15 protein-coding genes, 1 tRNA gene and 2 pseudogenes are annotated in these 25,488 nt (G+C 55.0%); 9 read left to right on the top strand and 9 right to left on the bottom strand.

The window, feature by feature from the left end; translation table 11 throughout:
* Entirely contained in the window at positions 1–915 is a 915-nt protein-coding gene (locus tag CLV74_RS11125) for a sulfotransferase family protein (protein WP_106264642.1), read from the top strand.
* Here CLV74_RS11125 and CLV74_RS11130 read toward each other — a convergent pair.
* The 3 genes from CLV74_RS11130 to CLV74_RS11140 are packed head-to-tail and all read right to left on the bottom strand — an operon-like array spanning position 912 to position 4,192.
* A complete protein-coding gene (locus tag CLV74_RS11130; RefSeq protein ID WP_106264644.1) occupies positions 912–1,970 on the bottom strand; it encodes a GNAT family N-acetyltransferase in 1,059 nt (352 codons plus the stop codon). The two genes, CLV74_RS11125 and CLV74_RS11130, sit on opposite strands and share 4 nt — an antisense overlap.
* Positions 1,971–1,987: 17 nt before the next feature.
* Positions 1,988–3,070 carry a glycosyltransferase gene (locus CLV74_RS11135; RefSeq protein ID WP_106264646.1) on the bottom strand — a complete coding sequence of 361 codons (1,083 nt, stop codon included), beginning with the start codon at positions 3,068–3,070 and terminating at the stop codon, positions 1,988–1,990.
* Positions 3,071–3,094: 24 nt separating this feature from the next.
* The gene (locus tag CLV74_RS11140) at positions 3,095–4,192 is read right to left on the bottom strand and encodes a sugar transferase (RefSeq protein WP_106264648.1); all 1,098 of its coding nucleotides are present in this window, start codon (positions 4,190–4,192) and stop codon (positions 3,095–3,097) included.
* 406 nt (positions 4,193–4,598) lie between these two features.
* On the opposite strand from CLV74_RS11140, the gene CLV74_RS11145 reads away from it, so the two are divergent.
* The 4 genes and pseudogenes from CLV74_RS11145 to CLV74_RS11160 all read left to right on the top strand — a co-directional run bounded on the left by CLV74_RS11145 (position 4,599) and on the right by CLV74_RS11160 (position 8,053).
* Positions 4,599–4,675 (top strand) — tRNA-Arg (locus CLV74_RS11145).
* Positions 4,676–5,314: 639 nt separating this feature from the next.
* Positions 5,315–6,343, top strand: a pseudogene (locus CLV74_RS11150) (IS110 family RNA-guided transposase).
* A 438-nt stretch (positions 6,344–6,781) separates the two neighbouring features.
* A pseudogene (locus CLV74_RS11155) lies at positions 6,782–7,128 on the top strand (transposase); the annotation flags it as partial.
* 370 nt (positions 7,129–7,498) lie between these two features.
* Positions 7,499–8,053 carry a hypothetical protein gene (locus CLV74_RS11160; RefSeq protein WP_146134940.1) on the top strand — a complete coding sequence of 185 codons (555 nt, stop codon included), beginning with the start codon at positions 7,499–7,501 and terminating at the stop codon, positions 8,051–8,053.
* Between the two features lie 317 nt (positions 8,054–8,370).
* Here CLV74_RS11160 and CLV74_RS11165 read toward each other — a convergent pair whose 3' ends face one another.
* The 4 genes from CLV74_RS11165 to CLV74_RS11185 form a co-directional block, all read right to left on the bottom strand.
* A complete protein-coding gene (locus CLV74_RS11165; RefSeq protein ID WP_106264652.1) occupies positions 8,371–9,756 on the bottom strand; it encodes an IS1182 family transposase in 1,386 nt (461 codons plus the stop codon).
* 265 nt (positions 9,757–10,021) lie between these two features.
* Positions 10,022–12,472, bottom strand: a complete 2,451-nt coding sequence (locus tag CLV74_RS11170; protein ID WP_106264654.1) for an SIR2 family protein — start codon at positions 12,470–12,472, stop codon at positions 10,022–10,024.
* Positions 12,473–13,715: 1,243 nt separating this feature from the next.
* Positions 13,716–14,441, bottom strand: a complete 726-nt coding sequence (locus tag CLV74_RS11180) for an Abi family protein (RefSeq protein ID WP_106264658.1) — start codon at positions 14,439–14,441, stop codon at positions 13,716–13,718.
* 77 nt (positions 14,442–14,518) lie between these two features.
* Complete coding sequence (locus tag CLV74_RS11185; RefSeq protein ID WP_106264660.1) at positions 14,519–15,028, bottom strand: helix-turn-helix domain-containing protein; 510 nt, start codon at positions 15,026–15,028, stop codon at positions 14,519–14,521.
* A gap of 273 nt (positions 15,029–15,301) precedes the next feature.
* On the opposite strand from CLV74_RS11185, the gene CLV74_RS11190 reads away from it, so the two are divergent.
* Entirely contained in the window at positions 15,302–16,171 is an 870-nt protein-coding gene (locus CLV74_RS11190; protein WP_106264662.1) for a hypothetical protein, read from the top strand.
* 341 nt (positions 16,172–16,512) lie between these two features.
* Here the strand turns inward: CLV74_RS11190 and CLV74_RS11195 are convergent, their stop codons facing one another.
* Positions 16,513–18,387 (bottom strand): TniQ family protein, encoded by a 1,875-nt coding sequence (locus CLV74_RS11195; protein WP_106264665.1) that lies wholly within the window; start codon positions 18,385–18,387, stop codon positions 16,513–16,515.
* Positions 18,388–19,192: 805 nt separating this feature from the next.
* Positions 19,193–20,947, bottom strand: coding sequence for a restriction endonuclease subunit S (locus CLV74_RS11200; protein WP_106264667.1), 1,755 nt, complete (start codon positions 20,945–20,947; stop codon positions 19,193–19,195).
* A 939-nt stretch (positions 20,948–21,886) separates the two neighbouring features.
* Between CLV74_RS11200 and CLV74_RS11205 the strand changes: the two genes are divergently transcribed.
* Genes CLV74_RS11205 through CLV74_RS11215 form a run of 3 tightly spaced genes read left to right on the top strand, consistent with a single transcriptional unit; the run spans position 21,887 to position 25,454 of the window.
* The gene (locus CLV74_RS11205) at positions 21,887–22,666 is read left to right on the top strand and encodes a hypothetical protein (protein ID WP_106264670.1); all 780 of its coding nucleotides are present in this window, start codon (positions 21,887–21,889) and stop codon (positions 22,664–22,666) included.
* Positions 22,663–25,002, top strand: a complete 2,340-nt coding sequence (locus CLV74_RS11210; RefSeq protein WP_106264672.1) for a DDE-type integrase/transposase/recombinase — start codon at positions 22,663–22,665, stop codon at positions 25,000–25,002. The genes CLV74_RS11205 and CLV74_RS11210 overlap by 4 nt, the downstream gene beginning before the upstream one ends.
* Complete coding sequence (locus tag CLV74_RS11215) at positions 25,002–25,454, top strand: P-loop NTPase family protein (protein ID WP_106264674.1); 453 nt, start codon at positions 25,002–25,004, stop codon at positions 25,452–25,454. Before CLV74_RS11210 ends, CLV74_RS11215 begins: the two co-directional genes overlap by 1 nt.
* The last annotated feature ends 34 nt before the right edge of the window (positions 25,455–25,488 follow it).

Genomic DNA, 25,488 nt, shown 5'->3' on the forward strand with positions numbered 1-25,488 from the left:
ATGACGCCGATCTTTGTCCTTGGTTTGCAGCGGTCCGGTACCACATGGATGGCCAACCAGCTGGCCGCGCTGCCTTCGGTCGCGGGGGTTGAGGCGGCGGACCATCGCGGCGTGCATGAAAGCATCTTTTTCTCGCATTTCGCCCGCGCCTTCGGGCCTTGGTCGGATTTGGAGGCACGGGTGCGCTTTGCGCAGGCCTTTGTGCTGTCTGATTACGGGCAGCTCTTGGGGCTGACGCCAGAGACGCTGGCCTTGGCCGTGCATGAGGCATCCAGTTACGCGGATGTGTTTCGCCATGTGATGGACGCCCATGCCCGCGTGAAAGGCGCCTCGGCGTGGGTCGAGAAATCCCCGCACCACACGTTGATGTTTGCCCAGATCGCCCGAGCGTTTCCCGATGCCCGTTTTGTGCTGGTTCACCGCCGGACCGAGGGCATGATCCTGTCGCGCCTGCACGGTTTTGACCGCACCCCTGCCAAGGGGTTGCGCCGTTGGGCAGATATTGCGCGAGGGGCGGTGGTCAATACGCTCTACGGTCGGTTCTTGCGACGGATCGCGCGGCGGTCTGAGTGCTTCTTTCTGACCTATGAAGACCTGCATGCAGACGACGGCGCGTTGCGCCGGTCTCTGATCGGCTTTCTGGGGGTCAGTGGTGCGCCCGAACAAATGGAAAGCCGGTATGAAGCCAACACCAGCTTTGCCAAAGTGGCAAAGCGCCCCTTGGGCACCGTTGATCGTGTGGTGATGTTTGCCGCGATCGGGGCGGGATACCTGATGCCCTTGTGGCTGTTGTTGCTGGTCCAGCGTTGGCGCGACGGGCGGCGGGGGATCGACTGGCCCGACTGGTGCTGGAAGCGGACCGGATACCATCCGGCCCGCCATAAGGTGCGTCTGAAGCCGCCAGCTGCGGCCTAGTAATCCTGATCGCTATCCGCTCGGGTAAAGTACCAGCTGCGGTGCAGGCAGGGCATCCGGTTGTTTTCATCTTCGTCGTGGGCATAAAGCTGGAGCAAGGTCATAGCTTTGTTCATCCAGAAGCCATGTTGTTTCAGCTTGGCTACCGGCCATGCGCTTTCGGGCAGTTGTAGCTGCACTTGCTCGGCCCCTTGATCGTGCAGGCGCTTGATCGCAGCGTCCAGCAGCAGGCGCCACGGGCGGATGTCGCCTTGTGCGGCAAAGATATCCACGATCATTCCCGTGGTCCGGTCATGCTGCTGATCCAGACGGGTGACCACGTAGCCAGCCAGCACATTGTCCACCCAGAGAGCCTGCAGGTCATACTTGTGCAGCGGGCACTCCAGAAACCGCCAGCGCACATATTCCGCGTCCCGCGCAAGGATCAGGCGATAGCCCACCCGTGCCCGTCTCCAGAGGCTGTCGAAGGCGTAGCCGACCTCGGTCACGTCACCAATGCGCTCTGAGGGGCGCAGTTTCGGCAGGTGCAGGGCGTTGGCGCGACGCACGAGGCCGAACGCACCGTCGATCAGCTTGCCCGCCAGTTTCGGGAGGCCCTTGCGGCGATGCAGGATGGTGCCGGGGCGCAGGGGGGCGAAGTAGTTGCGCAGCATGACCTGACCGGCCATCCCCAGACGCCTGTAAAGGCTGGCGATGTCATCGTTAGCGGGCATCCCGCCATAGTAGGTACCGTTGTTAAAGAAACTGCGCACCAAGGGCAGGCCAGCGCCGCGATGCTTGGGGTCCACGCCCACTGCCACCGGCCAGCGCGAGGGCTGGGTTTCCCCGTTGATCCACAGGTTATAGGGCAGTACGAGGCAAGCGCCGACGGTCTGATCTCCGCGCCGCGTGCCGCGCCCTTTGGTGCAATCGCCGCTGAGGTCGGTCTTTTTGAAGAGCCAGTCCCAGACCTGCGCTTTGCGCTCTGCGCTTTCACGGGAAAAGACCTTTTCCATGATCGACACAAAGTCCTGTTTCTGAGAGGCGTCGAATTCGAAAAGCATTGGGCGTGACATGGCGATCCTCCGATGTATCAGGCCAGAGCTCGGGTGAAGCAGCCTTCATAGGCAGCCACGGCGGCGGTGATGGTGTAGCGTTGCGCCATTTTGCGGGCGCGGGTTTGGTAGGCGGTGCGGCGGGGCGCATCAGGCACCAGCCGCAGAATTTCTTGGGCGATCGCCTCGGGGCAGTCCGAGGCCAAGAGCGCACCGCTGTTGCCTTGTTCCAGCAGGTGCGCGGGACCAAAGGGGCAATCCACGCTGAGGACAGGGACCCCTGCGCCCATCGCCTCGATGATGGCGTTGCCAAGCCCCTCAAGGCGCGAGGTGCAGAGAAACAGGTCGGCCTTTTCCAGTGCGGCGGGCACATCGTCGGTGCGACCGGGAAGCGAGACAATATCGGTCAGCCCAAGGGTCTGGATCAGCTGTTCTAGCGCGGGGCGCGCAGGGCCTTCGCCATGAATGGTCAGGCGCAGATCAGGGTTCTCAGCGTGCGCAGCGGCAAAGGCGCGGATCATCAGATCAAAGCGCTTTTCCTCGGCCAAACGGCCCACGCTGACCAGTCGGGTTGCACAGATGGCGGGGCGGGGCAGTGACGGTAGGCTGTCGATCACCGGATTGGGCAGAACATGGAACGGAGCCATGCGGCCAAGCAGAGTGCTGTGTTCTTCACCGATCTGGGGCAGGGGTGCGGCCAGCATCGCGGCGTCGCGATAAAGTGCCTTCATCGCGAGGGTGCGCAGGGCGCGAGCCTTGGCGTGGCCCAGAAATCCGGTCAGGGGCGTGTGTTCCGATACAATCGCGCGGGTCCGAACGCGGGCCAGACGCAGGGCGGCCAGCATCAAGAGATTGGTGGCATTGGTCGCCGTATAGGTCAGGTCAAACCCTTCGCGGCGCAGCAAGCGGCTTAGCGGCAGGACCGCGCGACTGGCCCGCGCGCCACCAAGGTCCAGTACCGCAACATCAGCAGGCAGACGGTCCAGCAAAGCGCCGCGGCGGGCTTGCAAGATGAGAACCGGTTGGAATGCGGTCCGGTCCAGACCTTGCAGCAGCCGCAAGATGACCATCTCAGCCCCGCCAACCTCAAAATGGGGTAGGAAAAATGCGACACGTTTCATGGCGAGACCTCCCCCTTCTGTGGCTTAGGCGGGCTGCACAACGGCAGCGGGTTGCAGATTGGTGTTGGCCTTTTTGCGGCCTGTGGGGCGGCTGGGGCCAACAACGGCCAGATCCAGCACATAGCGTTCGATCATGTAGCGGGCCGCGTCACTGCGGCAGCTATAAGCAAAGCGCGTTCCGGTGCCATCCAGCGGGGTCAGAGCCACCGCCGCACGGCGCACCCGCCCACCCGCGAGGGTGATCTCGACCCAGTAGCGGTCATTGCGGGCCAGAAACAACGGGCGGCGCAGGACCAGCGTGTTCGCGCTGAGAGCAGTCACCAGTTGGGTCTTGTCAGAGCCCTGATCAACCAGCGCCAGTTGCATCCGGCGGGCGCGATCCTTGGCAATCTGGTCTGCGCCCTTCTGGGTCAGACGCTTGCAGCTTTCCTCGGCAGCACGCAGCAGAACGTTCAGGCCAACCTTGGCGAACAGGGCCATTTCGTAGCGGTAGTTCACCGGCGCGGTTACCAACATGTTGTTGTAACGGGCGCGGATACGCTTTGATGTGCCATGTGTCATGTAGGCTTGCGAATGGCCTACAAGACCGGGTTTTACGCGGAACTTGTGGTCATAGTTCGGCACGCGCAGACGCTCGATATCCGCGATGGCTTTGCGCACGGGACGGGGGCCGACCATGTTCATGTGCCCCATCAGCACGTTGAACAGTTGCGGCATCTCATCCAGACGCGAGGCCCGCAGGTAGCGGCCCAGAGGTGTCTCGATATTCGAGTCCGTAGGCAGAACTTTGTCCGAGGTCAGCTCGGCCGCTTTGTGGTTATCAAGCGTGCGGAACTTGAGGATATTGAAGGACTTGCCGTTCAACCCGATCCGTTCGCCGCGATAGATAATCCCGGGTCCCTGGGTCAGCAGAAGAGCCACCGAGATGGTGACAAACAGCGGCAGCGAGACCGAGATCAATGCTGCTGCGATCACAGCGTTATACAGGCGATGAACGCCTGCATGGCGTGGTGCGAAGCCGGTTTTAACCCCATTGCGGCTGCCCGTCGCCCGCAGGGACGAGGGGTTTTCCACGGGTCCCGACACAGCGCGGAACGTCCGCGCTTGGGGATGGAAACTCATATTGCACTCCAGAACTTATCGTCTGCGGGTTTTTCCCGCTTATATGTAAATAATAGTAACGAATCTGGCGTAACTTGGGACGAACTGCGCCAATCGTTAAAATTTGTTTTCAATAGGTTCAGGGACTTATGAGCGCTTGATTTGCTGGGGTTTTGCGCCTAACAGGTCGGGCGTAACGATGGGAATGTGACCAAATTCGGTCAATCCTGCGGCTCCATAGCTCAACTGGATAGAGCAGAAGTATACCCCTGCGACCTACCGTGTGTGTGTAAGGGGCCAAGAATCAAGAAGATGCGTCGCGGTAGACCTACCGCTGCGAATCAAACGCCTACCGCGACTCAGGTTTTGGGTTGCACAAATTCAAATGTGGACTGTATGCAGACAGCACATGGTCCAACTAAACAGCGCTCGCGTAATTCAACTGGATAGAATATCCGACTTCTAATCGGGCTGTTGGGGGTTCGAGTCCTCCCGCGAGCGCCAATTTCCCCACATGTTGTGGATGGGCCATATGAATGCGCGAAACGGCCATTTTTGTTGCGCGCCGTGTCAAGAATTTTTCTCAATTCTGCATGATAATTTTTCAAGTGCTTGATTAATAATAAACACTTGCCTGGCGCGCTTAGAAGCGGTCATTGCTGACGGCACAGAAAAGGCCGAGCGTTCGAAAAACTCACGGAGTAATTCATCTCAGAGGGGCTTATCTGGTTCGCGGATTCAGGTAGTGCTTTTTTGCGTCCGATTTTTCGATTGTGGGAACCGTAAAAAAGGCGGATCCCAACAGTTCGCGGTGACGCAATGTACAGGTAGTTGCCGGTCCGCCTGTGACCGCCACCACTAACGTGTCTGTTAATTCCGGCCCTGATCCGTCATTCATCGGTCTGGTTGCGCTGCATTGCAGCTTCACCAGACCGGACTTTCGAAGCAATCAGCAGCATCTTTGACAGCCCTAGATCGGCATTGCGCAGGAAGCTGAAGGAAGAATTCCGATCACAACGCACTACTGCGATTGAAACCCTCGATGGAAATTTGCACTTGGAAGCGGCTTTGATGATGTAACCGCCCCCCGACGGCATCTGTGTGCCAAGGTGGGTTTACGAGGATCCACAAAGGGGAGCGGTCATGTCGGAGATTATTACGGTCGGAGTCGATCTGGCGAAGAATGTTTTTCAGGTCCACGGAGCGGACGGCGCGGGCCGTGCAGTTTTGCGCAAGAAGGTTAGGCGGACGGAGGTGTTGAAGTTCTTCAGCCAGCTGCCGTCTTGCGTAATCGCCATGGAAGCATGCGGCGGCGCTCACTACTGGGGGTGCGAGATAGGCAAATTGGGGCATGCCGTTCGGCTGATCCCACCTGCTTACGTCAAGCCCTTCGTCAAGCGCCAAAAAAAACGACGCGGCAGATGCTGAGGCTATCTGTGAAGCAGCGGTGCGCCCGACAATGCGCTTGTGCCAGTGAAGAGTGAAGAGACCCAAGGCGCGGCGATGGTCTTTCGTGTCCGGGAGTTACTGATCCGACAGCGCACACAGGCGATTGACGCCCCGCGTGGTCATCTGACCGAGTTCGGCCAGGTTGTGCCACAGGGGGCGGCCAACACATCGAAACTGATCGTCGTCGTGGAGGACCCGGACAGCGGCATACCCGCCGATGCCATCGCCACTTTGAAGGTCCTGATCATGACGCTTGCCAGCCTCGATGCGGAGATCGGGAAACTGAACACTGAGATCGCCCGCCGGGCTAAAGAGAACGACGTGGCCCGACGACTGATGACGGTGCCGGGCATTGGTCCGTTGATTGCCACGGCAATCGCGGTCCTGGCCCCGCCGCCCGAGACCTTCCGCAAGGCCCGCGATTTTGCGGCCTTGCTTGGTCTGGTGCCACGACAGCATTTGACCGGTGGCAAGCAACGGCTAGGGGCCACGACCAGTATGGGCGAGCGATCCCTGAGGTGATTGCTCATCATCGGGGCCAACAGCGTCATCATCAAGCGGCATGTGCATGCGGCAGCCAAGCCCGGCACTTGGCTGGGTGGGATGCTGACACGCAAGCCGACGATGCTGGTGCGGGTGGCGCTGGCCAACAAAATGGCGCGCATCGTCTGGGCCCTGATGGCCCGAGGTGGCGTTTACAAGGCTCCGGCCGTGGCGGTGTAAGCCGTCAGGGTCGCGAGGACGTCGGCGCAAAAGAGGGCAAGGAGCAGTTTGGCGCAATCGTCGTGAGACGGGATCGGGAGAACCAGTGCGCAACAGAGTGCCTTCGAGCACGCGGCTTTGATCTGGATCCGATCTACGTACACCATAGGGGCCAGCTGCCGTCGAGCATCAGGGGGTCACTTTTGAATGCCGATTGGGGGTTAAAATTCGATGCCGATTGACAGCATATGTGAGGCCGCCTCATGAGGCCGGATACATGTCAGCACCCGACATCGCGCGAAACATCTCGAAAACCCTCTTGCGCAAGGGGCGGTTATACATGTTGCGCAAATGGTGTTAAGGATTCACTGCGTGAATCCAGTGGGGTAGCAACGGTGCATGAGCAGTTGGTCCCCTACAAAGTACAAGATCAGGAATTGGCCTTCGTAGAACACGGCGCTGAAGCAGCGAGGTTCGCAATCAATCTAGTTTGGTTCCGAGATCTCGTGGTATGCGCCGCCGACAGACAAGGGGGGGGGCTTCAACGCGAGTTTAGCGACGCAGCGATCCAGATTTGTGTGACGATGAAGGTACTGTTCGGCATACCCTTGAGGCAAACAACAGGCTTCGTAGAAAGCCTGCTGCGTTTGGCTCGGCTTGACTGGAGGGTTCCCGACTTCAGCACTTTGTGCCGCAGTCAGAAGACGCTGAACGTTGCCATCCCTTATCGTGGCGTGTCGGGGCCGCTCCATCTGTTGATGGATGCGACCGGGATCAAGGCCGAATTGGAAGCTGAATGTAATGCGGGCGTTTGGGTCCATGTCGTTCTTCGGAAATACTAAATGTTAAAGTAAGCGCCATAATGTCAGTGGCGCTCTAGGGAATAATCCTGTTCAACTAGAGATGGTCGCCACCATCGATACATTCTGAGTTCTTATGATGCGCCTCCTGGCTCTCCCTCTCATCGCCCTATTCACTGCCACCGCGGCGCACGCACAAGATTTGAAGGGTCTGACATTGGAAGGCATAAAGCCGATACTGGAAGACGGTAGAACGGCCACCGGAAGCTCGGAAAGCTGTGTGAAAAGCCTCGAAGCGATCACAGTCATTGGAGCTTCATATGCAAGCACATCCCCATTCTCCTCAGTTTATGCAGGGGATATTGAGGGGGACTTGATGAGCCGCCTCAAGCTCGTCATCGATGGTGAGAAGCACCATGTTCTTTTTCGATGTGATGAAAGCGAATTGGTCCACGTGACATTGCGGTGGGATGAAGCAGATGATCTCCCGAAGTATGAATACAGCAGCGCCAATCCTCTTAGTAAAGCTCTTCTTTCTGGGATATTCAGATCAAGCCAACGAGAACCGATTGATGGAGGTTTAAACCCGTCACGACCTGCCATGAACGAGGCACCTCTTTCGCAAGGTGAACGGGCCCGTCTTGCCATCTCAGTGCAGCAATGCTGGGTGGTGGATGTCGGCTCTCCTGAGGCTGAAACCACTGTCACGGTCTCTTTCAGAATGAACCTTGATGGGACGGTGAACGCGGAGAGCATTCAATTGATGTCTCATGATGCTTCTGATGAGGAGATTGCTGAGAGAGCCTTTTTATCTGCTCGACGCGCCATCTTGCGATGCCAGCGTGCGGGGTACCCTCTTCCAGAAGGAAAGTACGAGGACTGGAAGGAGATGGAGTTGACCTTCGATCCAACGCAAATGCGCCTACAATAAGCGCCTTCACCTACTTCTTGAGGTCAACCCTAAAAGGAAACTGGAAGATCCCGGTGACCGCCGGTCCCTCATCTGGGTCTCATGGCGCCGACACTGTTTGCGAACGGGTGTATCTCCAACGAAACCGGGTATCGGTCCCTCTTTTACATCGCCTTTGCTGAGTGCTGCATTTCAAGTTGGATTTGGTAAGTGGGCGGATGTTGTTGAAAAAGTCTGTCGAAATTGCCGATTTTGAAGCCCTGTTTCGACGAGCAACACCTTTGCGTTCGGGCTGCGGCCCGTTCCTCCGCCTCAAGGCGATAAGATGACCGCTCAGCTCATGCTGCGGCCTCCTGTTTGATGCTTCGCGGGCGTAGCTTCGCAAGTTTTCGTAGGTTTTGGGCGATGGCGGCGAGCAAGAATTCGTCCTTCGCGCCGTTTGGTCCGCGTAGCCGCAACCTTGTCAGACCAAGAATGCGCTTGAGATGGGCGAAGAGCATCTCGACCTTCTTCCTTTTGTCGCGCGACACCTTGTAGGCCTTGGTCTTGCGGCACTGCCGGGCGAACTCACGTGCCTCTTCATGGGGCTCGCGCGTGACATATCGGGCATCGGCCCTCGGACAGCAAATCTCCTTGGAGGGGCAGACCTGGCAGGTTGCCTTCAAAGCACGGTATTTCTTCCGCCCACCAGTATCCTGCCCGCGGGTCGGATCGGAATAGTTGCGTCTGAACTGTTTGAGGCCATGGCCTTCGGGGCAGATGTACTGATCATTCTTCTCATCCCATTCGAAATCCGAGCGGGAAAATGTACCATCGGTCCGCTCCGACTTGTCGATCACCGGGATGAACGGAATGATGCTGCGCTTCTCGACCAGCCATCCCAGGTTCTCGGCATTGCCGTAGGCCGTATCGGCGGCCAGCCAGTCCGGCTTGATGCCAAAGCGCTTTTCCGTTCTGTCCAGCATGGTACGCGATGCCCCGACCTCGGCCTGGCGGATCGCTCTTGTCGCCTCAACATCCATGATTACAGAGCTTTTGGTGTCGATCAGGTAGTTGGTGGCATAGGCAAAATAAGGGCGGCTTTCCTCAGCGCGCGTCCATTGCGCTGCCGGATCGGACTTGGCCACGAACTTCGGCTGGCTCGGTGACGCGGCTCCGAAGGCGGCATCATCCAGTGTCTCCAGATATTCACGCGCTGCCCTGTTGTCGGCTTGTCGCGCGGCCTCAGGGCTCCAGTCTTCCGCCGCGATGGACCGGACTTTGTTGGCATCAGCCGAGATCAGGCTCGCATCGACTGCGAAGCCTTCGCCCGAAACAAGATCTTCTTTCAGGCAACGCTCAACCGTGGCTTCGAAGACCTGCCGCAGAAGACCGCTTTCCCTGAACTTGCCGTGGCGATAGCGCGAGAAGGTCGAGTGATCTGGGACGCTGCCTTCCAGACCCAACCGGCAGAACCAGCGGTAGGCTAAATTTAGATGAACTTCGTCACAGAGCCGACGCTCTGAACGGATCCCCATGACATACCCGATTACCAGCATCCGGATGATCAGTTCGGGGTCGATCGAGGGCCGCCCAAGGTGGCTGTAGAAGGGGCGCAGCGCCTCACGCAGGGCGTCACCATTCAGGAACAGGTCGATCTCTCGCAGCATGTGGTTGGCTGGGACGTGCTGTTCTAGATCAAAGTCGTAAAATAGCTGCGCCGGTGCCTCTTGCCTGCCCATCATGCCGAAATCCTCCCATCACCTCATAGTTGAGTGAATCGAAAGACTTGCCGCAGCGCAACAGAGACTTTTTCAACAGCATCGGCGGTTTGCAGACCTTCGCTGCATCTGACGCGAAAGTCTGCACTGCACCGCTAAAGCCGACTTTACAGGAGGCGGAGATGGTCGACATTCAAGGCAAGCCAACGCGAAACAGATGATCAGATCAATGTGGCGCGGTCTCCTCTCGCAGATGAAAATGCTTTTGAGTCAACTCACATTCGTTCTCTTATAAATATGAGCTAACATTATCGAGCGCAGATTGAGCCCTGTCTCTTTGATATCCGGGGGAAATTACACCAAGTCGCTTCGCTGCATAGGTTGCGAGGTTGTCCATCCCTTTTGATATGAGTTCTTTATGCCCGTCACCCAAGTGGTGACCAACCACGCCATGGGTCCGCACGATCTCGGCAACAGTCTCGAACGGATAGTGCTGCGGATCATTCTGGCGCAGGATCTTGTCAGTAAGTTCGATTGCTTCTTTGAAATCCCTGAATAGGTCGGCCCCGCCGCGATTGGTTTTTTCCGCCCGCAACATCAGAAATTTTGCGCGCCGGTCGTCGAGTTGGCGCTTGTCGAAAACCTTGCCTTTACGGCGCTCGAGTTCATTGGCTTCAAAATATCCCTGTTCGAGAAACTTTTCGGCGACAGTCAGCTCGCCCGCCACGCATTTGGCCATATGCCATTGCAGCCAAAAAAGCGGCATTCGCCTGATTTGCGGCTCCTGCTTATTATGTTCGAAGAACCGGTCGATCTCGCTCTTGTCGGTAACTACATCGGAAAGGATTGAAAACCGCATCATCTGCTTGAACATGCGCTGTTCGAACGCGTCGCGATAAATTGCCGCCAGGTTCGTTAGCAAAGGAACGATGGCATCGACGATTTCTGCATCTTTGAACAAGTTTTGCAGTATGTTCTGTGCCCCGATTGAGGGGACAGTCTGGATGATCTCACCGATCCGGCGAACGAGACGGAAGGTGCCATTTCCGGCACTGGCGTTCAGCCGGTCGATGATGGCGCCATAGTCCATATCCATCGCATTACTTAGGAAGGAAACCGGTGCATTCTCGCCGAGATGAGCAATATATAGCGCGATGATGATCGCAGTGCGCTCGGTCTGGCTAAGTGACAGTTTGTTGAATTCTTCACGATACCGATCAGTAACGTATTGCGATTTGAGCAATCGCATCATGAAATGCGGAAGGCTCGCCTCACAGGTGCTCTGGATAAACCGCAGCCGCGCAGCGGGATCAAGCGCACGAAAATCGCGCCACCCGGTGATCTGATCAGCGAGTTCGCTCAGGGCGGTCGCTTCGTTCTCGTCAAGACGGGATAGTGGCCTTTTCCGAAAACTGCCGAAGCCTTCGAGAGATGCGAGGCCAACCGGACTGGCATCGACCGCCACGGCTCGGCTGGTGAGGATCAAAACGCCTTCGTGCCCGTCAAACTGGCGCGCGATGCTGGCAAGTCGTTCTGCTGGCAGATCAAAGCAGTTCTCGATGATCAGTGCCGCGCTCGGATCATAGTGAAGAATATTTGCCACCTCATCCAGCAAGCTCTCATAAGCTTGACGCATCTGGTAGACTGGTCTTGAACCCGACAGGCGGTAGGCAAGATCTGTTACAAGCATGGTTTTGCCATCGCAGGGATATCCCTCGAGAAGTACGATCCGGGCGCCATCTGCAATGCCGTCTAAAGTTTCCTGTATAGTGCTGCGTTGTATGTGGTATTCGGATACATCGTTAGAAATATCCCTTGAGAGTTGCGAGGGCTCGACCTTGCCGTAGAGAAATAGGTCTTCGATCTGGTCTCGCGTGGGAACCGAAGCTGAGGGCGCCGGAGGCGTGAATTTCGTGAAGCTGGCAAGGTGTGGTTCTTCCGGTGCATCCGTAGCCAGAAGGTCTCGGATGATAGTGGCAAGCCCGGAACGGCCGATAAAGAACGGAGTGCCGAGCCGCTTTTGAGCCGCCGTGACGTCCGGGTCGACTTGGGCGGTCGGGCGATTGATGAAAAACGCCTTTTCACGCAAGCCTGTCAGGTCGTTGATGGCTTGGTTAAGGTGGAAATCACCGGCATTGAAACCGACGAAGACCACGACCTGAGCCTGATCTATGTCGCGTCGAAAGCGGCCTAGCCACTTTTTTACATGGGTAAGCTTCGAGTAGCTTTCTGCGCCGAGCACGCAGCTTTCACGGATGTTGTGTATGTCCCATTTTTTGACATAGCCATGTAGATGGACGATTGGGAGATTTTGCGTGGCGATGCTGGGATCATCGGTGTTGTTGAGGTCATCGACTTGTAAGTGCGCGGCCTGCGCCGAAATCTCGAGCGCATTGTCATAATTTGTCGTGTAGACCCCTTGCCATGGGTAACGCAACAGATCGGCCATGTCGGAAGTGACGTCAGAAACTATGAACCGTTCTTTCAGGAGCATCTCCATGCCGTGATCGGCAATCTTGTCCCACAGGACGTCGGCAGCGTTTCGCAAATCCTTGTATGGCGGATCTTGACGGAGTTCGACATTAAAGAGATTGAGCAGTTGTGCGCCTGTTCCAATAGTTTCATCTGGTTTGAAATTCAGACAATCTGCAGAAAACCCTGCGCCGCAGAAGAGGATTCCGCCGCCGTTGCGGGCCAGGTTGAGACGCCTTTGAAACTCATCAGTTGAGTTGCTCTTCATGGGTTCAAAATCCTAATTTAAATTTCATTTCCGAAGAATCATGGCCGCTTTTCGACTAAGTTTCCTCAGCTATGTTCGCACACCTGACCTTCCCTCTCCATTTGATGCTACGCAAGGCATGAATGGCGGCTCTGGGCCGGGAACGACGTCTGCCAACCGTGCGCAAACGCTTCTGGCGCTGCGCCGCCGCAAGTCCGCTCTCAGCCCTTCGCGACCTTCACTTCTAGGAACCCGACCCGGGAAGCGGACCTTCATCCCGAGGCCATTGGACGACCAAGGAGCGGACAAAGCACCATTTCGCCGCACTTGCACCGATGTCTGTTTTGCGTGTCTGATGCCGGGTAATGATTTTCAGCAGATTCGGTATTTTCACAGGCGCCGTAGGTATGCTCTTAGCGCTATCGGCTTGCCCTTCAGAGTATGTAGCTATTGCCAAACTTCATGGCAGCGCGACTGTAAGTATGTCAGTGACGCCCATGTTCGGGTTTCACAGCGACTGGAACAGAGAATTCACCATCACTGACGGTGATAGGGCGGCTTCCGTTGACCTTTTTGAAGACACAGGATGGTGGCAAGGCTCCCACCTATATCTCCATTCTTCAGGCACTTATGTTGTCCACGAAGGGCAAAATGGGTGTTTTGGCTTTACGCTCGATCCTGTTTCGTTTGACGCTCGCACCTCGATATCGTGCGCCAAGATGGCCCATACGGCTATTCGGCTTTCGGAAGACAGTCCCGAACTGAACGGATATCCAGCGTCGAGATACTATGTTGGGTTGTTCTACATCGGCAGGTTCGTTGAAGCTGGCCAAGCACCAGAACTACGGGACACGCGTGCCAAAACACCAATCGTCTTCCAAACATACGAGCAACAAGCCGAGCCAGAACTCCCAGAGATTCTTTAGGTGGCCATTCGTGCAAGTTGCAGCATCCGTCAAGTTGGGCTCGTTGTAGCCGATCGCTGTGCTTTGCCTGAGAGGCCGGTTTCGAGAAATGATCTCTGCCGAGCCAGGTACGCTTCCTGCGCATTGCCGTCAATTGCCGAAAGTGAGCAGCCGCTTCTGGCGCTGCACCGCCGCAAGTCCGCTCTCAGCCCAAACTCGACATTTCTCTCAGGTTGCCCGCACGGTGAACCGGACCTTCATCCCAAGACCATTGGGCGAGTGAGGCGCGGACGTTCCAGGCCTTCGCTTTGCGAGAACTAAGCTGCAGTTTCTAGTCTATACGCCAGGAAGGTTGGATATTAAAACTTCAGGTTGTCAGCGTCGCGGGGCGTTGCCAGGATCTCTGGTACCCTGCTATGCGCCTCGATCCATGCCCGCTTATGCGGTGCGATCCACGCAGCAATCTCAAGGATGTTCTGGTAGTCTTTCTCAAGGTGCCGGGTGAAGATCGGTTCATGATGAGCGATCCGGTTTCTGAAAGTGCGCAGGAAGTTCAGCGGCGTATGAACGTTCTTGCGGGAGATGCTGGCAGCATGCGGGAACGCGCGTCTCAGAGCAGGACGCCAGAGCGTCATCTCGTAGTTGGCTTTCGTCTTCGTTTTCCAGTCGATGTAGCCGCCCGGACCCAGAAGGGACACCCAAAAACCGAACGATAGCGAGGCGATGACATGAGGCGCATTGTCTGGATACTTGTCCTTGCGTAGCCCTTGCTTGGTTTGCTCAACCCGTGCAAGGCAACCACTGTCGAGACCGGCCTTGCCGCTGTCGTACCATGTCTGTCCATATACGCTGGCCAGCTCACGGTTCATCGCGTTTCGAAGTGCGATCTCAAGGGCCTGAAGTGGCCCATAGAAAGCCGCGCTGACCGCCGTATTCCACGTGTAAAGTCTGACTGCTTCGGCCCGCTCACCACCAGTGGCGGTCAGATATGTCCCGAGCCGATCCGCCGACAACGTTGCTTCCAGCTCATCGAGAATGTCGTCGTTCAGGTCAAAATTCTTGACATTTGGGGTGGGACTGGTCATATGTGCCTCGTTAGCCCCGGACCCGCCTCTGCCCTAGGTATGCGCCCGGGGCTCAGCATTTCAGGACATTGAATTCGTCAGTTCGCGGTAGCAGGTGGTTTGCGTTTTGGCTTGTAGCCGCGCTTCGCCACGGCCTTGCGTTCGGTCTTCACGTCTTCCTCGACCTTACGGAATTCCGGTTCGAGCGTTTTCAGCCGCGCCACCAGACCGCCCAAGTCGTAGGTATTTGTTATCTTGCCGCCGTGAGACGCACGTCGCTCGATGCGTTCGACAAGGCCCGCCTGCTCCAGTTCGGCTATGTATCGCTGCACCTGTCGCTCACTGAGGCCAAGCCGTTCGGCCAGAAGCTTCTTGCCTGGATGGGGCTTGCGTGCATCCTCCCACCAGAAATCGCATAGCTGCATCAGGACAGCGAGCTGCGTTGGGTTCAGGCCGAGCCGCTGTTGTGCCCTGAGCAGCAGAGACGGCACGATACAGAACCCGAGGTCCATGACCTGTTTGCCCCATTTCTTCTCGGAGGCACGGCCTGCTTTTGGCGGTCGAAGCTGGACGACATTGCCAGCATCACTTTTGTTTTTATCGGACATGCGGTAACCCTTCTGTTGACGGTAATATCGCTTTGAAATTCAAACGTTGCAATAGAGGGCCACCAGACGGATTTGTCTATACGGTGAGGTCATGAATGTCTGCACCGTCCGGTCACAGATGCCCGCTAAAGAAGGACAGTTTCACCCAGCATCCGGGAACGCGGATGAACCAGTATGAGGTGAGCACCAGACGCCGGTGACTAGTCCCTGGCCTCTTTTCTTCCGCAAAATACAGCGAAATCCGTTCAAACGAGGCTTAAACAGAGAGGCAGCATGGAGATCACCCAGCAACAGGCACTTAGGAACAACATCGTCTACGACATGTATCTCGACACGGCTGACCAGAACTACGTGGTCGCCCGGTGGTGCTTCCAGCGGAACCTTGCGCTGGACTTCCTATGGAACGCGACCCATTGCCTTGAAAAGATGATGAAGGCAGTGCTGCTTCTGAACGGACATTCTGGGATCAGGGCACCGGGTGAACGACAGTCTTACGGTCATGACCTCGAACGGCTGTTGCCCGAGGTCTCTGCACTGGCCGGTGACCTTTTGCCCGATTTGCTTATCAAGCCGACCGAAATTGACATGCACTGGCGGGTGGAAACGGTGGAGCAGTTCGTTGGTCGGATTTCCGACAACGGCGATGCTCACAATCGCTATCAAGTTTACGGGTACACCTTACATCGCGAAGACCTCTACAAATTCGACCGCGTCGTCTATGCAATTCGCCGCCTGTGCTGCCCACTCGACAGCTATCTGTTCGGTAAAATTCGCCATGGTCAGCCGACCGTCACATTCCGTGAGCAGTTGGAACGACAAGCCGACTACATGCCTCATTTGGTTGGCTCGCGCTTCGCCAAGCTGACAGACCCCCAAGCGTCCGAGGAGCTACGACACGCTGCCCTGAACCACAATCTAATCTTCGCGGCAGACTACGATCATGGGGAACTTCGCTGTGGAAGCTCTGCGCTGAACCCGGTTCTTGGCCGGAGAATTCTTCTGCCTGACGAGCAAGGGGCTACAGGTGAGCAAGCGGCCGAAACTGTCGAGCTTGCGGATTGGGTCATCGAGAACATCGCACTTCCTTCGAGTGTTCGCAGCCAACTGCTTGAGGCACGAAACAGGCTGGCCACGCGAACCTGAGCTGATGTTTAAGGAGGGCTCGGAGGGGCCGATCACGGCGTTCAGAATGAACGGTAGCATTCCCGAAAATGAGCTCAGCGGAGCTAGGTTCGCTTTCTGCGCATGGCTGACCTTGGCTTGTCGAAAATGCTGCGGGATGCCTCGAAAGTCAGGTCTGGTGAAGCTGCACTGCGGCATCGGCGCAATCCCGACCGGTCGCAATGGGCCGGGAGCGACGGCGCACTTGGTGAGCAACCTCATCCGACTGGTCCATTTTGAACGTTGGTGCATTGTTGTCTGCTAATCCAATGGAGCGATTGCCTTGGATCTGGGGAACAATCAATGCACAATGAGAGAATTCCTCAATGCGCAAGCCGAACAACTGATTTCATGATTGGGGCAATATCTTCACGCCGGTAGATTGCTCCAAAATCCTGGCCTTCTGGGGAAAACGGTTTGATCCGCTGTGCGGTGATGAGGCCTCGCAAGGTGTTTCGATGTAGCAAAGTTTCATCCGACAACGTCGTTAATGTCACGAACCGCTCGTGAAACGCCGCAATGTCTTCTGGTGTCATCCGGTACTGCGACCGCCCGGAGTGGGGGTTCGTGATCTGCCGTGCCGACACATACCCAGCTTCGATCAATAGTTGGAATGTGCCACCATTCCTCAAGCCGACCGACCGTCCAACTGTAGCTGCGGGCACCGTGCCAGATAGATCTGATAAGCTTGCTTTTTTGGCGCGCCGAAGCGGTGATGTAATCCGGTCCACCTCGGACTTTCGCAGAACGATCCCGTGAAAACCACTCACTCCGATACGATGACCAACGCTTAGGCGCTTCTCACGGATGGCCTGCACGAGGCGCGCGATATTGGTGTCTCTGCGCGCGCACGCAAGAAGAAGGGTTTCCCAGTCGTTCTCTTCCGCGTCGACGGGGACGGCATCGCGCGACAATTCAAGGACTAGGGAAAGCCCATCACAGATGCGCCACGGGTTCTTGACCTTCTCGACCTGAGTTCGGGGAACAAGCACTCGGGCATCCGTCAAAGCGCTTAGCTCCTGCCGAGTTGCCCCCATAGCCTCGCGCATGGCGATTGGCCCGACTAGGGTGGGGATCTCGATCAATAGTTCGGCATAGGCCTGCGCATCAAAAATCTTGCGGTTTGGGGGGCGATTATCATCGGCGCTGAATGCCCCGGCTTCGACCAGAAATTGCTCCAGCACCTTGGCTCCGATGCCGGTTTCTCTTTCTGCGGTACGGAGAGAGTGCAGCTTTCGGCTTTCGATAGCTTTGCCGAGGACTTCTTCGCCCGCTGCAATGGGCCAGTTCGCGAAGATACAATCTCTCAATAAGTCGCGAAATGGATGAAAGTCTTGCTCATCACGGTATTCATGCTGCAATCGAGAAAATAGTTTTCCAAAGATTTTGTAGGGTTCATCAAGTGCCCCGGTCGCGCGACTTGCAATCTGGTGGAATGCCTCACGAATGGCTTCCTCACCCTGCACTACGACATCGAAGGCGGCGCTATGGATGGTTCCGAAAACTCTGGCCTGCTCGGAATCTGGTTCGTTCAGCAGCACTTCTCCCAGAAGTCGACAAAAGGTTGTTGTCACAAAAACAGGATGGTCCTTGAGCCAGGTGTCATCAGATCCATCCTCCAGTCGCTGATCGAGCCAAAGGTCGTAGGCAGTTGGCGTCTGCCGTGGGCAGTCCAATGCCCCAGACAAGATATCATCTTTGATCTCCTGTAGCCGCGCGCCGATATCAAAGCGCGACCTCGGCTTTGATGCCTCCCAAAATCGAACCAGGGGATGATGGTGCTGGACGCAAAGGTGAGCTTCCCGCATCTGCCAGTGTCCACGCATCGCCATTGCAGTTGACGAGGCTTCACCTGCCTGAGCTACATCTTCTTGCAGACAGATCGGACAGCCGCGCATTATCGGATTACGCAGCGCCCTGGAGGTGTAAAGCTCATCGCGGAACTTCATCCGAACGTTCCCGGCTCGGACGCCGGTCCACGATAGCAACTCGGCCATGACCTCAGGTTGAAGGCCGGCCCAGTCCGCGAAAGATTCAATGGCGGCCTCATCCTGCTCAAGAAGTAGTTTGAAAGACGCGCCCATATCTTTTGCGAGATCGGGGGCTTTTGTCTGCCACACTGCTGCAAGGCGGCTCAGGTATGAATACAGGGTTTCTCTGTGGATCGGGGTAGGGTTTGAAACAGGAAGGAACGTCATCGGAAAATCAAGTTGGGCGGTGGATGGTGATTATCACCATAATTGCCTAGATTTGTTGCAGGGTGAGCTACCGAAGCCATGTTTAGACAGCATTAACTATCGCCATCAGCTCAGAGTATTTGGTTAACACAACGTATTATATGTTGTTATCAGCGCTCCGTCTGTATTTCTTATCGAAATATTTCGCGCACTTTCAGTCTTGATCTGTTCCAGTATGTGCAATCTCATCGAGGGGAGGCACAGACTTGGTCTGTGCGACGAAGTAGAGATGCGTGATGGCATCCGGGCGGGATATGCTTAGCCCCACTGACAACTCAGCATCACGTAGTTTCATGACAATCTCTTGCGGCTTTAGCCGTTTATTGGTCACCTGTCATTCTCGTTTCCTAATTGCAAGGGTGGGCCATCTGAATGGGGGGCATAAAAAATGAATTTGAACTTCTTTAAATCAGGGATCTCAATTTTTTTGGAGCATCAATTGCATAAGTTGAGAAAAACGTGGTGCTCCCAGAAATTTTGACGCCCGAAGTAGCTCGTGTTTCAGATCAATTCTCAGCAGGTTGATCATGTTGTCGATGATCTGTAATTTCTTCTAATTGCTTGTTTGACTTAATAGCTGAAGTAGATAATCGGGCTCCTTACCCGAGGTCGATCCGTTGATATCTGCGCTAGGTATTCTTGTACGGTGGTCGCTTCATCCGTTCTGGTGAAGATACGGAGCTGGTAGGCTTTACTGCGTACATCTGGCCGCGTATGAAATTCAGTTAGGACAGCGACCATAGGGCGTGGTTTTCGGCTGGGCGACCTACTCATCGCTCATTTGAATCTGTTTTGTCCAAGCCATATCCCACACCCGCTTCAGTCTATTATCCATGCCTTTTTGAATTTCGCGAACTTGCAAGAGGTTTTCTTGCCATTTGTCAAACTCAAAAACTATTTGCTCGACATAGCTGCCGGCAACTTTCGTATTCCTCGAAGAGATTCGCCTTCGTGGCCTTTTAGGAAGAACAATGTTTTCGGGCAAACCGAGGCTTTCGACTTCACCAATCGGAATGCAGGGGTTCTTAACTCCGGTTAAAGCATATCCCCATTGCCTACGTACCTCTGGTGTCATCAGGTACATGAATAAGACCCGAGGGTCACAGTATGCTTTTGACTTTGAGCTCGAGGTGAGTTTCCGTTCACGTAGGATGAAAAGAGTTTGCCCCGCCCAAAGTCCAATATTGTCCTTATCGGCCTCTGAGATATACGCAACGCGCCCGATCGAGCCGCGATGGGCGAATAAGATATCACCAGCCTTGATCTCTTGTTCTTCAAGGCTTAGCTGCCTGCTGGCGCGAATATTAATTCTTCTGAAATCGCCTTCAATTTCACCATTTGGAGTAATATTTCCAGCGCGAAGTTCTCGGATTTCAAGTGTTCCCTCCTCAGCATTCTTTGTTTCTTTTGGTCGGATTACTTCAAAGAGGTCTGATAATTTGAACTTTTTTGCTTCGAAACCATTGCGAGTGATTTCATCTATATCCCTCCGCCCTGCAGGTCCCTTAATCATGTATCGAGATGGGTTCAGAGAATATCCTGCTTCTTCGATTTCTTCATAAGAAACAACGCGTTCTTTCGAAAAGCGAAATATTTCACGACGTCGCGAATTTAAATTGCTCGAACTGTTGAAGTAGACACTGTCATTTAAATAACTTGATTTTTCCAGTCGGATGAAAAAAATTTTCGGTTTGGAATCGCGAAGTTGCGAAACTTGAGTAACTCTGTCAAATTGTATGAGCCGCTGTCTCGCTATGAGCCGTGATTGCTTTGTTGATGATAGAAAGTCATATGTAACAAAGACAGTTGCGGGCCAATCAGCCATTGATAGGTAATTTAATGTAACGCTTTCGAGATCATATTTCCCTCGATCAATGGACCGCGGGAGTTTCTCAGCGCGCACGCTCTCTTCCAGCTCACACGCATCTTCCGGTCTTGCCAAGGCAGGTGGGAAAGAGATTTCATAATCGGGCTTTTCGTAGTTGGGCTCGCCATCATCTAGTATCGCATCTGGCAGCCAAGGCAGCCCAGTTTCTGTATAGATCGGAAGATCTAGAAATAGAGAGGCGCAGGCCATAAGAGCCTTGTCTTCACTACGTCCTGCGTATCGGATCGTGTAACCGTGGTACCATATCTTACGGCGCATTGTTTGAAACCGTGCAAATCGTAAGCAAAGGAGCATGCTCGGGAGAAACGAGAACCGAACCACCCTTTGCTCATAGACTTCGTGCAAGATATCGTCGGTTAGATCATCAAGCAGCCGTCCTTCGGGTGGAAGCACCTGATAAATCAATTTGCAAATTTCTTCAAACTTCTGATCAGGGTGGAGGCTATCGAGTTTTCGGGAATAGTCCTCGAGAGCTCCACGAAACTCAGGCCAGTATGGCTCAAGGCGTAAACGGCTCTCAATCAGGTTAAGCGCCGCTTCGTCGTCTGGATCTTCGCGTAACCTGATAGCAAAGCGAAGTAGGCGCGTTAGGCCAACCATAGTGCTCGTATCGATTTCAAATGGCATCTCCATCCGCAGCTCCTCCTTAGCTACTAATCAAGTCAACAATGTCTGAAGTCTCAGGCTCTAGAACTTTTGGCGAGTAAAGTTGATGAAAAAATATCTATCAGGGCCTGATAGATCGAAAACTGTTGGTTTAACAAAGCTCGTTGTTTTGCATTCGTTTTGATATTTTTGATGAAAGTGCTCGCTAAAGACCGCGACGATCGCGGCGGAGAACGGGGCAAAACAAGAGGAATATTGAGGTGCAGAACCATGACGATGCGACTTTATTATGCGTCTTGAGCAAAGAGCTTTGAGCAAGATGGATGAAGCAGAGAATCGCTACCGACAATCTGTGGGTACGTTGAGGTATAATTGAGAAACTTAGCGTGCGCGGCGTGAAATGGGTCTAAAAATAATTTAGGGCAAATATTTTTCGCATGATCAAAGTCCTGCGAAATGAGAGCTCATATCTCGACATTTAGAATTCTGCCGCGCGCCGTGCTCAACCGATTGTCGGTGGGTTGTGCGAAAAAGATAAGATAAAAGAAAATTCGCAAGCCATTGAAAACAAGCAATAATATTCACCGCTTCCTGCAGATCTGCTAGGGTAGTTTTCTCAATGGGAGCTAGTCTTCGCTAATCTCTGGCAAGACCAGATAGCCATAGGAAGGACAATATGGGCCTATAGAAAAGAAAACGTCCAGTCCGCGCCAACGGATCGGACGTTCCTCAGGACGGTACGAAAACCGCATCTTAGTACACCTGCTTGGGTAGCATGTAATGCCTGAGCATTCAAGGTTTTCCCCGTCATCTCCTCGCCTGCCATGCCCATCGTAAAAATGGGATCGGGAGAGGCTTGCGCAGATCAGGGACGAGAGTGGTGATCCACTCCCGTCTCCCACTGCGCCATGCGATGACTGCGACCGAATTCCCGGTCGGGGTGTTCTTCTCTTTGAGGTGAATGACATGCCCGTAAAGAAACGGAAATACGTCGACCATTTCGAAATGGTCAAAGATAATGACACTTGGTATCCGGCACCTATCAAGCTTCCTAAGATGGATCCGATCCAACTTGGCGACATCTATGGGGTTTTGCCGTTCGACGGTGTGCGAAATCCGAGTGGCCGCAGCAATACCAGCCATAAGATTTTCATCCCCTACCGGACGGCAGCTAATGACTGGGTGCCCAAGGTGGGCATCGCGGAAAGCACTGGCGAAGCGGCGACCGCTGTGCAGGCTCTTATGTGCCCGGATCTCTATGATCTTCATTTCCAACCCTTTGAGGTGATGTTCATCAATGAGGCTGGAGCCGAGCGGCGGTATACACACGACTTGCTCCTGACCTTCCGGTCAGGGCACCGTCGCCTTGTGTTCGTGCGCAATGAGGCCAGCCTGATGAAGCCTCGGACCGTCCGGGACATCCAGGCGATCGTTGCGGCAACCCCTAAGGACGCCGCCGATGACATGATTGTTGTCAATGCGAACGATTACACCCGTCAGCGGCGGGAGAACCTTTTTCGCATGTACCACTGGATGTCTGTCAAAGATGATGAGGCGGACACCATCGTCTGGGAAACTGCCCGAAACCTGCGGACGCTTTATTTCATGAAGGACCTGTTTCCTCATGTGCCGATCTCGCAGGCGCGGGCGTTTCAGGCCTGCTACCGGCTCGTCGCCCGTGGGCACATCCACGCAAACCTGGACCATGTCCTTTGGGAGCATTCGCAGATTGGGGTCGCAGCATGACCACCGATCCTCGTTATAATTACAACATCGGGACCGAGATTACTCTCCTGGACAGGACTATGTCCGTGGCCAATGTTACGGAAAACGGCTATTCGATGGTCAGCGTTGAGGATGGCACCACAATGGTTGTCACCTTTTCTCGATTGATTGAATGCCTCAAGCTTCCAGGGGCGAAAATCAATTCGGCTCTGGCGACAACAGGCGATCGCCTGCGGTATCGACTCAGGGGGTATGCGTCCGTCAAGGCCCTGAAAAACCCCGAACAGAGGGCACTAGCACGGTACCATCTCGCAATGTGCAAGGCCGTGGATATCTATGTCGCGATGCGGCGCGAGGATGATCCCAAATTTAAGCCATCGGGCAGGTCCCTTAATCCCGAGAAGGCGCGTGAATTTATTGCGAAACAAACCTCATTGCTTCTGGGTGAACGGGTTCGGGTTAAGCCTCAGCGTGGCGGAGAAAAATCCAAAGATCGCATCTTGTACCGGGGACGGACGATCAATGAGTACTACCAGCGCTACAAGGCTCTAGATCATAGCGAAGGTGCTGAGGAGGCTCTCGTTCCTCTTATTCACATGCGGGGGAACCGCAAGCCGCGTCTATGTCCGCGGATCCGCGAGCTCATGACCGAGGCGTGGGAAAAAATCGGGCTGGACAAAAAGAAAACTAGCGTTGCGAATGTTCATGCATATCTGAAAACCCTGATCCATAAGGAAAACTTATTTAGGCGGCTCAATGATCTGCCAGACTTTGTCACCCCTGCAGAAAAGACCCTCCAGCAACATCGCGATACCCTCGTCACAGAGACGGAGTTTTTGATTGCAACCAATGGGCAACGGGAAACCCGGCGGAACAGAGGACGGGGGAGCAAAGATGTCAGGGCCCTCGCGATCGGCGAGTGGTGTGGCATGGATGAGAATAAGTTCTCCATGGTGGTCTCCATGAAAAAGGCAGGTCTCTGGAGTAAACTGTCTGAGGATGAAAAGGCGATCGTCCAGAAGGTGGATGAATACATCCGCAAAAGGCTACATATTCTCATTTTGTACGATGTCGCGAGCAGGATGCCACTTGCTTGGATCATCACCGAAAACCCCAATTCTGATGCAACCCTTGCGCTGCTGCGCATGGCTACCCGCGACAAGACCCGGGAGCAGCGTCGCTACGGCTGCCAAAAAGAGCCGGCACGAGGCTGTGGTATTCTTTATCTGCGCAACGACAACGGGACCGGCCTCCGGAATGCCAAGGTGATCGAAGCATTGACGGGAATGGGCACGATCAACGGCATCACACGAACATTTCACCCCGAAGATCGTGCGTCTGATGAGCGCATTTTTGGGACGCTTGAATCCCGCTTCTTCAAGCTGATGCCCGGATACACCGGGCGTCGCCCAGGGGAACTCCCCGGCTACGACGCGATCCTGAATGGTGTAGTCGACGTCGAAACACTCTACGCGATGCTGACCCGCTATCTAGTCGATGAGTATCCGTTTGAGCGCCATTATGGCGTCGGCATGGGCGGGCGGCGGCCTTGGGATGTCTATCAAGAGATCAACAAGTCTCGTGGTCAGGTGGGGCTACAAGATCCGAACGTCCGGCGCATCCAGCTAGGCTGGGAGGTCAGTGCGACCCCTTCCGATGAGGGTGTCCGTGTCTTCGGTGGTATCTGGTTCAATTCTGACGCTCTGCAGGAGACCCGAGACCAACAGTTTTTCAAAGGGAAAGTCCAAGTGTTCGTGGACCCGGACAATCTGAATATCGCGACAGTGTTGATGCCGGGCTATCACGATCCCATTGAAGTTCATCTGCAGATGACCGTCTTCGCGGATATGACCATCGGGGAGGTATTGCAACTCATGGCCGAATATCGGCGCGAGGATCCGGAGACCACAGAAATCTATCAAGATCACCTTATGCAAGTAAAGAGTAGGCGTTTTGCTGAAATCTCCTCGATCGGCGTCGAGCATGATCTGCCCCGTAGCTACACGACCATTGAAGAGTGTCAGGCACTTGCAAAGACCATTTTCGCGGGCGCACGAGTTATCCGGACAGAGACGCTGTCCGGCACAACTGCACCCAATGACATCACCAACCTTACGTCGGGAACGGGGGTTTTCCAGATTGGAGGTGGAAGTTCTGTGATTGACGGGGTCGTGGCTGATGGCCCTGAGGAGACTGCGGGAGACATGACCAATCCGGCGGAGAATCCGGCTGTTTCGGGGGCACAGTTGCCGTCGATTACTCAAGTCGAAGCCGAGCGCCCAGAGTTGCGGAAAGGAAAGGCCTCGAGCCAGTCCGAGAAACTCGCCCGGCCTAAAAACCTGAAGGAGCTCAAATAATGTCTTTTATCAATGAAGCTGTTGTCGGGGTCCGCAAGCCACTTCTGGAGGCTCGATTTCCCTTCATCCGGTCTGAGCACCTTCGGGACGCCATGACTTGGTGCGCCACCGACTACTACACCAAAGCCTCCATCGGTGGACGGTTTGAGGCACGTGGCATCGTTGTCATCGGGGAATCCCGTCAGGGAAAATCGACTGAAATCGAAACGATTTTGCAGGCTTTCAATGATGGGACTACCCTCATGCCCGATGGCCGTCCCGCCAAGATCGTTTCTTGCCTTCTATCGGGACGGGTCACATGGAAAGACCTCGGTGTCGTCATTCTTGAGGTGTTGGGTTACCCTCTCCGAGGGCGTCACTCTCAGACAGAAATCTGGTCTAAGGTTAGGAATGAAGTCTCAAGGGTCGTTGCGACAGCTTTCCCTATCTTAGGTTCATCATCTCTTCTCTGAAGGCTTCAGTGGGCGTGCGCCAGCCGAGGCACTT

The organism is Donghicola tyrosinivorans, assembly GCF_003003355.1.
Taxonomy (GTDB): domain Bacteria; phylum Pseudomonadota; class Alphaproteobacteria; order Rhodobacterales; family Rhodobacteraceae; genus Donghicola; species Donghicola tyrosinivorans.

Bases quoted from the DNA above. Each gene is read 5' to 3' on its own strand.
- CLV74_RS11125 (WP_106264642.1), top strand. From the start codon at position 1: ATGACGCCGATCTTTGTCCTTGGTTTGCAGCGGTCCGGTACCACATGG.
- CLV74_RS11130 (WP_106264644.1), bottom strand. From the start codon at position 1,970: ATGTCACGCCCAATGCTTTTCGAATTCGACGCCTCTCAGAAACAGGAC.
- CLV74_RS11135 (WP_106264646.1), bottom strand. From the start codon at position 3,070: ATGAAACGTGTCGCATTTTTCCTACCCCATTTTGAGGTTGGCGGGGCT.
- CLV74_RS11140 (WP_106264648.1), bottom strand. From the start codon at position 4,192: ATGAGTTTCCATCCCCAAGCGCGGACGTTCCGCGCTGTGTCGGGACCC.
- CLV74_RS11160 (WP_146134940.1), top strand. From the start codon at position 7,499: ATGAGCCGCCTCAAGCTCGTCATCGATGGTGAGAAGCACCATGTTCTT.
- CLV74_RS11165 (WP_106264652.1), bottom strand. From the start codon at position 9,756: ATGATGGGCAGGCAAGAGGCACCGGCGCAGCTATTTTACGACTTTGAT.
- CLV74_RS11170 (WP_106264654.1), bottom strand. From the start codon at position 12,472: ATGAAGAGCAACTCAACTGATGAGTTTCAAAGGCGTCTCAACCTGGCC.
- CLV74_RS11180 (WP_106264658.1), bottom strand. From the start codon at position 14,441: ATGACCAGTCCCACCCCAAATGTCAAGAATTTTGACCTGAACGACGAC.
- CLV74_RS11185 (WP_106264660.1), bottom strand. From the start codon at position 15,028: ATGTCCGATAAAAACAAAAGTGATGCTGGCAATGTCGTCCAGCTTCGA.
- CLV74_RS11190 (WP_106264662.1), top strand. From the start codon at position 15,302: ATGGAGATCACCCAGCAACAGGCACTTAGGAACAACATCGTCTACGAC.
- CLV74_RS11195 (WP_106264665.1), bottom strand. From the start codon at position 18,387: ATGACGTTCCTTCCTGTTTCAAACCCTACCCCGATCCACAGAGAAACC.
- CLV74_RS11200 (WP_106264667.1), bottom strand. From the start codon at position 20,947: ATGGAGATGCCATTTGAAATCGATACGAGCACTATGGTTGGCCTAACG.
- CLV74_RS11205 (WP_106264670.1), top strand. From the start codon at position 21,887: ATGCCCGTAAAGAAACGGAAATACGTCGACCATTTCGAAATGGTCAAA.
- CLV74_RS11210 (WP_106264672.1), top strand. From the start codon at position 22,663: ATGACCACCGATCCTCGTTATAATTACAACATCGGGACCGAGATTACT.
- CLV74_RS11215 (WP_106264674.1), top strand. From the start codon at position 25,002: ATGTCTTTTATCAATGAAGCTGTTGTCGGGGTCCGCAAGCCACTTCTG.